Below are 9,868 nucleotides of genomic sequence, written 5' to 3' on the forward strand. Positions count from 1 at the left end.
CAACGACAACGTTTCGAATCCCGGCGGCATGGAGGACGTGCCCGTCCTCGCCCAGGGCGAGGACGGTCCGCTGCGGCCCGCCCAGGTCGACATGACCGTCGCCGAGATGCGCGAGTGGCTGCGCAACTGGATCGCCAACGCCACCGGCCAGAACGCCGACTCGATCGACGAGCAGACCGCGATGGTCGAGCTCGGGCTGTCCTCCCGCGACGCGGTCGCGATGGCCAGCGACATCGAGGACCTCACCGGGGTGACGCTGACCGCGACGGTCGCGTTCCGGCACCCGACCATCGAATCGCTGGCCACGGTGATCATCGAGGGCGAACCCGAGGTCGAGGTCGTCGACGACGACACCGACTGGACCCGCGAGCGCGACGTCGACGACGTGGCGATCGTCGGTATCGCCACCCGCTTCCCCGGGGACATGAACACCCCCGCGCAGATGTGGGAGGCGCTGCTCGAGGGCCGCGACGCGATCACCGACCTGCCCGAGGGCCGCTGGTCGGAGTTCCTGTCGGAGCCGCGGATCGCCGAGCGGGTCGCCAAGGCCGCCACCCGCGGCGGCTACCTCTCCGACATCAAGGGCTTCGACGCCGAGTTCTTCGCGCTGTCGAAGATGGAGGCGGACAACATCGATCCGCAGCAGCGGATGGCGCTGGAGCTGACGTGGGAGGCGCTCGAGGACGCGCGGATCCCGGCCTCGAGCCTGCGCGGTGAGCGGGTCGGGGTGTACATCGGCTCGACCAACAACGACTACAGCTTCCTGTCGGTCGCCGATCCGACGACGGCGCACCCGTACGCGATCACCGGCACCACGAGTTCGATCATCGCCAACCGGGTGTCGTACTTCTACGACTTCCGCGGGCCGTCCATGGCCATCGACACCGCCTGCTCGAGCTCGCTGGTCGCCGCCCACCAGGGTGTGCAGGCACTGCGCGCCAAGGAGGCCTCGGTCGTCGTGGTCGGCGGCGTCAACGCGATGGTGACCCCGCTGGTGACCATCGGCTTCGATGAGGTCGGCGGCGTGCTCGCGCCGGACGGCCGGATCAAGTCGTTCTCCGCCGACGCCGACGGCTACTCCCGCTCGGAGGGCGGCGGCATGCTGGTGCTCAAGCGCCTGTCCGACGCCCGCCGCGACGGCGACGAAATCTACGCGGTGATCGCCGGCAGCGCGGTCAACCACGACGGCCGCTCCAACGGCCTGCTGGCGCCGAACCCCGACGCGCAGGCCGAGGTGCTGCGCAAGGCTTACAAGGACGCCGGGATCAACCCGCGCGACGTCGACTACGTCGAGGCGCACGGCACCGGCACCATCCTGGGTGACCCGATCGAGGCCGACGCGCTGGGCCGAGTGGTGGGCCGCAACCGTCCCGCCGAGCGGCCCGCCCTGCTGGGCGCGGTGAAATCCAATGTGGGCCACCTGGAATCCGCGGCAGGCGCGGCGAGCCTGGCGAAGATGGCATTGGCGCTGCGCAACGACAAGCTGCCGCCCTCGATCAACTACGCCGGCCCCAATCCGTACATCGACTTCACCGCGGTGCGGCTGAAGGTCAACGACACCGTCAGCGACTGGCCGCGCTACAGCGGCCATGCGATCGCCGGGGTGTCCGGCTTCGGCTTCGGTGGCGCCAACGCGCACATGGTGCTGCGCGAGGTGCTGCCCAGCGACCTGGTGGAGCCCGAAGCCGAGGAGGTCGTCGAGGCCACCGCCGCGCCGAACGAGGCCACCGCCGTGTATGTGGGCGGGGTGCGGATGGACGAGTACGGCGAGTTCGTCGATGAGCCGCTGGCGCGAAGAGAATCAGGGCTCGATGAGGACGACGATGACGCGCTCGACCGGCCGGCCGCGGCTGCCGAGGACGCCTACGAGCTGCCCGGGCTGACCGACGAGGCCAAGCGCCTGCTCGAGGTCGCACGCCAGGAACTCGACGCGGCCGAACAGCCCGTTCCGCTTGTCCCGCTGCCCATCTCGGCGTTCCTGACGTCCCGTAAGCGGGCCGCCGCCGCGGAGCTCGCCGACTGGATCGACAGCGAGGAGGGGCGCGCGTCGTCGCTGGAGTCGATCGGCCGGGCGCTGTCGCGGCGCAACCACGGCCGCTCGCGGGCGGTGGTGCTGGCCCGCGACCACGACGAGGCGATCAAGGGTCTGCGCGCGGTGGCCGAGGGCAAGCAGAGCCCCAACGTGTACAGCGCCGACGGTCCCGTCACCAACGGCCCGGTGTGGGTGCTCGCCGGATTCGGTGCGCAGCACCGCAAGATGGGCAAGAGCCTGTACCTGCGCAACGAGATCTTCGCGGAGTGGATCAACAAGGTCGATTCCTACGTGCAGGACGAGCGCGGGCACTCCATCCTCGAGCTCATCCTCGACGATGCCGTCGACTACACCGACGAGACCACCGAGCTGCCGATCGAGAAGGTGCAGCTGGTGATCTTCGCGATCCAGGTCGCGCTCGGCGAACTGCTCCGCCACCACGGCGCCAAGCCCGGCGCGGTGATCGGGCAGTCCCTCGGTGAGGCCGCCGCGGCGTACTTCTCGGGCGGTCTGTCGCTCGAGGACGCCACCCGCACCATCTGCTCGCGCAGCCACCTCATGGGTGAGGGCGAGGCGATGCTGTTCGGTGAGTACATCCGGCTGATGGCGCTGGTGGAGTACTCGGCCGACGAGATCAAGACGGTGTTCTCCGACTACCCGGACCTCGAGGTGTGCGTGTACGCCGCGCCCACCCAGACCGTGATCGGCGGCCCGCCGGCGCAGGTCGACGCGATCATTGCGCGCGCCGAGCAGGAGGGGAAGTTCGCCCGCAAGTTTCAGACCAAGGGCGCCAGCCACACCACGCAGATGGATCCGCTGCTCGGTGAGCTCGCCGCCGAACTGGTCGGCATCACCCCGCACCCGCTGCAGACCGGCTACTACTCGACCGTGCACGAGGGCAAGTTCCTGCGCGCCGGCCACGAGCCGATCCACGATGTCGACTACTGGAAGAAGGGGCTGCGCCACAGCGTCTACTTCACCCACGGCATCCGCAACGCCGTCGACAACGGGCACACCACGTTCCTGGAGCTGGCGCCGAATCCGGTGGCGCTCATGCAGGTCGGGTTAACGACGTCTGCCGCTGGACTCTACGATGGGCAGCTCATCGCGACGCTGGCCCGTAAGCAGGACGAGGTCGACTCGATGACCGCGGCGATGGCGCAGCTGTTCGTCCACGGCCACGACCTCGACATGCGGACGCTGTTCCCGCGCCGCTCGCGCGGGCTGGCCGGTGCGCTGGACTTCGCGAACATCCCGTCGACGAAGTTCCGGCGCAAGCCGCACTGGCTCGACGTGCGGTTCAGCGGTGACAACTCCGGTGTCATGCCGGGCAGCCACGTTGCCACCCCGGACGGCCGGCACGTGTGGGAGTTCGCGCCGCGCGGTGCGACCGACCTGGCCGCGCTGGTGAGATCCGCCGCCTCGCAGGTGCTTCCGGATGCCACCGTGACCGCGGCCGAGCAGCGTGCGGTGCCCGGGGAGGACGCCCGACTGGTGACCACGCTGACCCGGCACCCCGGTGGGGCGTCGGTGCAGGTGCACGCCCGTATCGAGGAGTCGTTCACGCTCGTCTACGACGCGATCGTGGCCCGCGGTGGCCAAGGGGTCGCGCTGCCGGCCGCCGTCGCCACCGGTGTGGTTGCCGCACAGCCCGTTCCGGCCGACACGGCTGAACCGGCCGAGGACCCCGACGCCGAAATTCTGCACGACAACCTGACCCAGGGCGCCAATCTGGGTGCCGGCCTGGGCAAGTGGTCGCCGGACTCGGGGGAGAGCGTGCACGACCGGCTGGGCCTGATCGTCGGCGGTGCCATGGGCTACGAACCCGAGGACCTGCCGTGGGAGGTGCCGCTGATCGAGCTCGGCCTGGATTCGCTGATGGCGGTGCGGATCAAGAACCGCGTCGAGTACGACTTCGACCTGCCGCCGATCCAGCTGACCGCGGTGCGGGACGCGAACCTCAACGCGGTGGAGAAGCTGATCCACTACGCGATCGAGCACCGCGACGAGGTCGGCCAACTGGCCGAATCGCAGAAGGGCAAGACGGCCGAGGAGATCGCCGCCGAACAGGCCGAACTGATGGGTGGGGCGTCCACGGTCGCCGAACTCAAGGAGAAGCTGGCCGCGGCGGGACATCCGCTGGGCACCCAGGACGACGCCTCCGACGACGACGCCTCCGCCGGCATCCCGGCGCCGCCGACCGACCCGTCGGGCCCGGCCGCGAACATCCCGGCCCCGCCGACCGATCCGTCGGGCCCCGCGGCCGCTGATCCGGCGAAGTCCTCGGCGGCCAAGGTCGCCGCGCAGGTGCTGACGCAGGAGGCCGTCACCGAGGCGCTCGGCGCCGACGTGCCGCCGCGCGACGCCGCCGAACGCGTCACGTTCGCCACCTGGGCGATCGTCACCGGCAAGTCACCGGGCGGCATCTTCAACGAGCTGCCGAAGGTCGACGCGGCCACCGCGGCCAAGATGGCTGAGCGGCTGTCCGAACGCGCCGAGGGCACGATCACCGCCGACGACGTCGCCGCGGCCACGACCATCGAGGAGCTGGCCACCACGGTGCGTGAGCACCTGGAGTCCGGCACGGTCGACGGTTTCGTGCGGGTGCTGCGCGCTCCGTCCGAGAACAGCACCGCCGTCCCGGTGTTTGTGTTCCATCCGGCCGGCGGGTCGACGGTGGTCTACGAACCGCTGATGAAGCGGCTGCCGCCGGACAATCCCGTCTACGGCATCGAACGCGTCGAGGGTTCGGTGCAGGAGCGGGCCGCCGAGTACGTGCCCAAGCTGCTCGAGCTCAACGGCTGGACCGACGGCGGCGCGCGCCGGCCGTTCATCCTGACCGGCTGGTCGCTCGGCGGCGCCCTGGCCTACGCGTGCGCGATCGGCCTCAAGCGGGCCGGTGCGGACGTGCGGTTCGTCGGGCTGATCGACACGGTGCGCGCCGGTGAAGAGGTACCGCAGACCAAGGAGGAGACGCGGGCCCGCTGGGACCGCTACGCCCGGTTCGCCGAGCGCACCTTCAACGTCGAGGTGCCCGAGATCCCCTACGAGGAGCTCGAGGAGCTCGACGACGAGGGTCAGGTCAGGTTCGTCATGGACGTCGTGCAGTCCAGCGGCGTGCAGATCCCCGGCGGCATCATCGAGCACCAGCGCACGTCCTACCTGGACAACCGGGCGCTCGAGACCGCCGAGATCGAGCCGTATGACGGCCAGGTCACGCTGTACATGGCCGACCGCTACCACGACGACGCGATCTTCTTCGAACCGCGTTACGCCACCCGCCAACCCGACGGCGGCTGGGGTGAGTATGTTTCGGAGCTGGAGGTGGTCCCGATCGGCGGCGAGCACATCCAGGCCATCGACGAGCCGTACATCGCGAAGGTCGGCGCGCACATGAGCGAGGCCATCAACCGCATCGAGGCGCAGGAGAAGCAGGGCAAGTGACCGCGGACGTATCTGCCACCCAGCCGAAGACCACCGCCCAGCAGCTCGCGGAACTGCGCGAGAAGCTGGAGCTGGCCAAGGAGCCCGGCGGGGCCAAGGCGGCCGCCAAACGCGACGCCAAGGGCATCCCGAGCCCCCGCGCCCGCATCCACGCGCTGCTCGACCCGGGCAGCTTCCTGGAGATCGGCGCGCTGGCCCGCACCCCCGGCGATCCGAACGCGCTCTACGGCGACGGTGTGGTGACCGGTCACGGCACCATCGACGGCCGACCGGTCGGCGTGTTCAGCCACGATCAGACCGTGTTCGGCGGGTCGGTCGGAGAGATGTTCGGCCGCAAGGTGTCCCGGCTCATGGAGTGGGTGGCGATGGTCGGCTGCCCGATCATCGGCATCAACGACTCCGGCGGCGCGCGCATCCAGGACCTGGCCACGTCGCTGGCCTGGTACGCCGAACTGGGCCGCCGCCACGAGCTGCTGTCCGGGCTGGTGCCGCAGATCTCGATCATCCTGGGCAAGTGCGCGGGTGGTGCGGTGTACTCGCCGATCCAGACCGACCTGATCGTCGCGGTCCGCGACCAGGGCTACATGTTCGTCACCGGCCCCGACGTCATCAAGGACGTCACCGGTGAGGACGTGAGCCTCGACGAACTCGGTGGCGCCGACGCGCAGGCCAAGTACGGCAACATCCACCAGGTCGTCGACTCGGAGAAGGACGCGTTCGCCTACGTCCGCGACTACCTGGGCTTCCTCCCGTCGAACACCTATGACGACCCGCCGATCGTGAACCCGGGTCTGGACCCCGAGGTGACGCCGCACGACCTCGAACTCGACTCGCTGGTGCCCGACGCCGACAACATGGCCTACGACATGCATGAGATCCTGCTGCGGATCTTCGACGACGGGGACTTCCTCGAGGTCGCCGCGCAGGCCGGACAGGCCATCATCACCGGCTTCGCCCGTGTCGACGGCCGGCCGGTGGGTGTGGTGGCCAACCAGCCGATGCACATGTCCGGCGCGATCGACAACGAGGCCTCCGACAAGGCCGCCCGGTTCGTGCGGTTCTGCGATTCGTTCAACACCCCGCTGGTGTTCGTCGTCGACACCCCCGGCTTCCTGCCCGGCGTGGAGCAGGAGAAGAACGGCATCATCAAGCGCGGCGGGCGGTTCCTGTACGCGGTGGTCGAGGCCGACGTGCCCAAGGTGACGATCACCGTGCGCAAGTCCTACGGCGGGGCGTACGCGGTGATGGGCTCCAAGCAGCTGACCGCGGACTTCAACTTCCTGTGGCCGACCGCGCGGATCGCGGTGATCGGCGCCGAGGGCGCCGCGCAGCTGATCATGAAGCGTTTCCCGGATCCGAATGCCCCCGAGGTGCAGGAGATCCGACGGCAGTTCATCGAGGGCTACAACCGCGATATGGCCACGCCGTACGTGGCGGCCGAACGCGGGTACGTCGACGCGGTGATCGAACCGCATCAGACGCGGCTGCAGCTGCGCACCGCGATGCGACTGCTGCGCGACAAGCAGATCAGCCGTGTGCAGCGTAAGCACGGCCTGATCCCGATCTAGACGTGACCGACGTCCCGGCCGACGCGGTCGAAGCACGCCCGCGCCGGTCGCGGGGGAGATGGCGCCGCACGGCGATCGTCACCACCGTCCTGCTGCTGCTGTTCGGGGTGCCGTGGTGGTCGCTGCTGCTGGCCGGTGCGGCCTGGCCGACGCCGGTCGTCGTGGTGGGCACCGTGCTGTTCGCCGTCGCGCTGGCCGGGTTGCCGTCGGCGATGATGGCCGGCCACGGCCGCAGGCACGCCGACGGGGCCGCCGCCATCGGTGACGCGCTGCTCGGCGTGGCCTGGGTGCTGTTCGTCTGGTCGATCCTCGGCCACGTGCTGCGGCTGGTGCTGGCGCTGGCCGGGGTGGAGGACCCGGTGCGCGCGCGGGTGGTCGCCGTCGCGGTCGTGGCGGTGGCGGCCGGACTGCTGGTGTGGGGCTACGCCGAAGCGATGCGGGTGCCGCGCGTCAAGGAACTCGACGTCGCGATCGGCGGGCTCGGCCGCGGGCTCGACGGGCTGCGCGTCGCGATGATCACCGATACGCACTACGGGCCCATCGACCGGGCGCGCTGGTCGGCGGATGTGGTGGAACGGGTGAACTCGCTCGGCGCCGACGTCGTCTGCCATGTCGGCGACATCGCCGACGGGACGGTCGAACGGCGCCTGGGTCAGGCGAGCCCGCTGGCGGCCGTGCGGGCGACGTCGGCCCGGGTCTATGTCACCGGCAACCACGAGTACTTCAGCGAGGCGCAGGGCTGGCTCGACTACATGGCGAGCATCGGTTGGGACGCGCTGCACAACCGGCACATCGTCGTCGAGCGCGGTGGTGACCGGCTCGTCGTCGCCGGTGTGGACGACGCCACCGCCCGCGCGTCGGGGGTGCGCGGGCACGGCGAGAACCTCGACGCCGCGCTGGCGGGCGCGGACCGCAGCCTGCCGGTCCTGCTGCTGGCACATCAGCCCAAACAGGTGGCCCACGCCGTGCGCGCCGGGGTGGACCTGCAGATCTCCGGGCACACCCACGGCGGGCAGATCTGGCCGTTCAACTTCCTGGTCCGGCTGGAACAGCCGGTGGTGCACGGGTTGAGCCGCCACGGCGCGAAGACCCAGCTCTACACCAGCCGCGGCACCGGTTTCTGGGGTCCGCCGTTCCGGGTGTTCGCGCCCAGTGAGATCACGGTGCTGACGCTGCGCACCGCCGCGATGAGTTCCTGACCGGCGCGTGGTCTACCCGGCATGCGAAAGATCATCGCCGGACTGTTCATCTCGCTCGACGGCGTCACCGAGGCGCCCGACGAGTGGCACTTCCCGTACTACGACGAGCAGATGGGCGCGGCCGTCGACGCCATGCTCCGGTCGGCCGACACGATCCTGCTGGGACGCGTCACCTACGACAGCTTCGCCGGTGCGTGGCCGCAGCGGGAACGCGAGGGCGGTGAGGACGCCGACTTCGCCCGGCGGCTCGGCGACCTGCGCAAGGTCGTGGTGTCCCGGCAGCGGCTCGACTTCGACTGGCGCAACACCGAACAGCTCACCGGTGACCTGATCGAGGCCGTCACCGCGCTGAAAGGCGAGGCGGGCGGCGACATCTCGATGAGCGGGTCGGTGTCGGTGGTGCGCCGGCTGCTGGCCGCCGGGCTGATCGACGAACTGCACCTGCTGGTGCATCCGGTCGCGGTACGCACCGGGGCGCGGCTCTTCGACGACGGCGGCCCGGCGATTCCGCTGCGGCTGCTGTCCTCGCAGGCCTTCCCGACCGGGGTGCTCCACCTGGTGTACACGCCGGGCGTGACGCCCGGGTCGGCCGGTTACGACGACGCGAAGGTGCATCTGGCCCGTCAGTCCTGATCACACCGGCCGCGGATCCGGCAACTAGGATTCGCCCATGCCGCTCGCGGAAGGTGAGGTGCTCGCCGGGTACACGATCCTGCGCACCCTGGGCCGCGGCGGGATGGGCGAGGTCTATCTGGCCCAGCATCCGCGATTACCGCGGCGCGACGCGATCAAGGTGCTGCCCGCCGGGGTGTGCGCGGACAGCGAATACCGCCAGCGTTTCCACCGCGAGGCCGACATCGCCGCGACGCTGTGGCACCCACACGTCGTCACCGTGCACGACCGCGGCGACGTCGACGGGCAGCTGTGGATCGCGATGGACTACGTGGAGGGCACCGACGCCGCGCGGCTGCTCACCGAGAAGTATCCGAACGGGATGCCGCCCGACGAGGCGGTGCGCATCATCACCGCGGTGGCCCAGGCGCTGGACCATGCCCACCAGCGGGGTCTCTACCACCGCGACGTCAAGCCGGCGAACATCCTGATCGCCGATCCCGGCACGCCCGACGAGCGGCCGATGCTCGCCGACTTCGGCATCGCCCGCCGGGCCGGGGACGCCAGCGGGCTGACCGGCACCGATATGACCGTGGGCACCGTCGCCTACGCCGCACCCGAGCAGTTGCGCGGCGACGCGATCGACGGCCGGGCCGATCAGTACGCGCTGGCCGCGACGGCGTTCCAATTGCTGACCGGCCGGCCGCCGTTCACCCACACCAACCCGGCGGTGGTCATCAGTTCCCACCTGACCGCCGATCCGCCGGCGATCGGCACGGTGCGTCCCGAGTTGTCCGGTCTGGGTCCGGTGTTCGAGCGCGCGCTGGCCAAGGCGCCCGACGACCGCTACGACCGCTGCATCGACTTCGCCCGCGCGCTCGCCCATCACGTCGGCGCCGAGGATGCGGGCGCCGAGACGGTGGCCGCGCGGCAGGCGCCGTCGGGCGCCAGGCACCGGCACGCCAAACCGCCGCGTGCCCGGTCGCGGCGGCCCTGGGTGCCGCTGGCGGTGG

5 protein-coding genes are annotated in these 9,868 nt (G+C 70.5%); all 5 read left to right on the plus strand.

The features are described from left to right. The first annotated feature begins 28 nt into the window (after positions 1-28). Positions 29-5,476, plus strand: a complete 5,448-nt coding sequence (gene pks13, locus E4P42_RS23890) for a polyketide synthase Pks13 (protein WP_167759604.1) — start codon at positions 29-31, stop codon at positions 5,474-5,476. After that, complete coding sequence (locus E4P42_RS23895; RefSeq protein ID WP_135128725.1) at positions 5,473-7,044, plus strand: acyl-CoA carboxylase subunit beta; 1,572 nt, start codon at positions 5,473-5,475, stop codon at positions 7,042-7,044. Before pks13 ends, E4P42_RS23895 begins: the two co-directional genes overlap by 4 nt. Before the next feature lie 2 nt (positions 7,045-7,046). Then, positions 7,047-8,243, plus strand: a complete 1,197-nt coding sequence (locus E4P42_RS23900; protein WP_135128727.1) for a metallophosphoesterase — start codon at positions 7,047-7,049, stop codon at positions 8,241-8,243. A gap of 21 nt (positions 8,244-8,264) precedes the next feature. Then, a complete protein-coding gene (locus tag E4P42_RS23905; protein ID WP_135128729.1) occupies positions 8,265-8,876 on the plus strand; it encodes a dihydrofolate reductase family protein in 612 nt (203 codons plus the stop codon). A gap of 37 nt (positions 8,877-8,913) precedes the next feature. Beyond that, positions 8,914-9,868, plus strand: a 955-nt coding sequence (locus E4P42_RS23910) for a serine/threonine-protein kinase (protein WP_135128731.1), incomplete at its 3' end; no start/stop codon positions are given.

Source organism: Mycobacterium sp. PS03-16, from assembly GCF_004570325.1.
GTDB lineage: Bacteria > Actinomycetota > Actinomycetes > Mycobacteriales > Mycobacteriaceae > Mycobacterium.

What these genes read in the sequence shown, in the direction of transcription:
- pks13 (WP_167759604.1), top strand. Translation starts at nt 29, where the DNA reads ATGGAGGACGTGCCCGTCCTCGCCCAGGGCGAGGACGGTCCGCTGCGG.
- E4P42_RS23905 (WP_135128729.1), top strand. Translation starts at nt 8,265, where the DNA reads ATGCGAAAGATCATCGCCGGACTGTTCATCTCGCTCGACGGCGTCACC.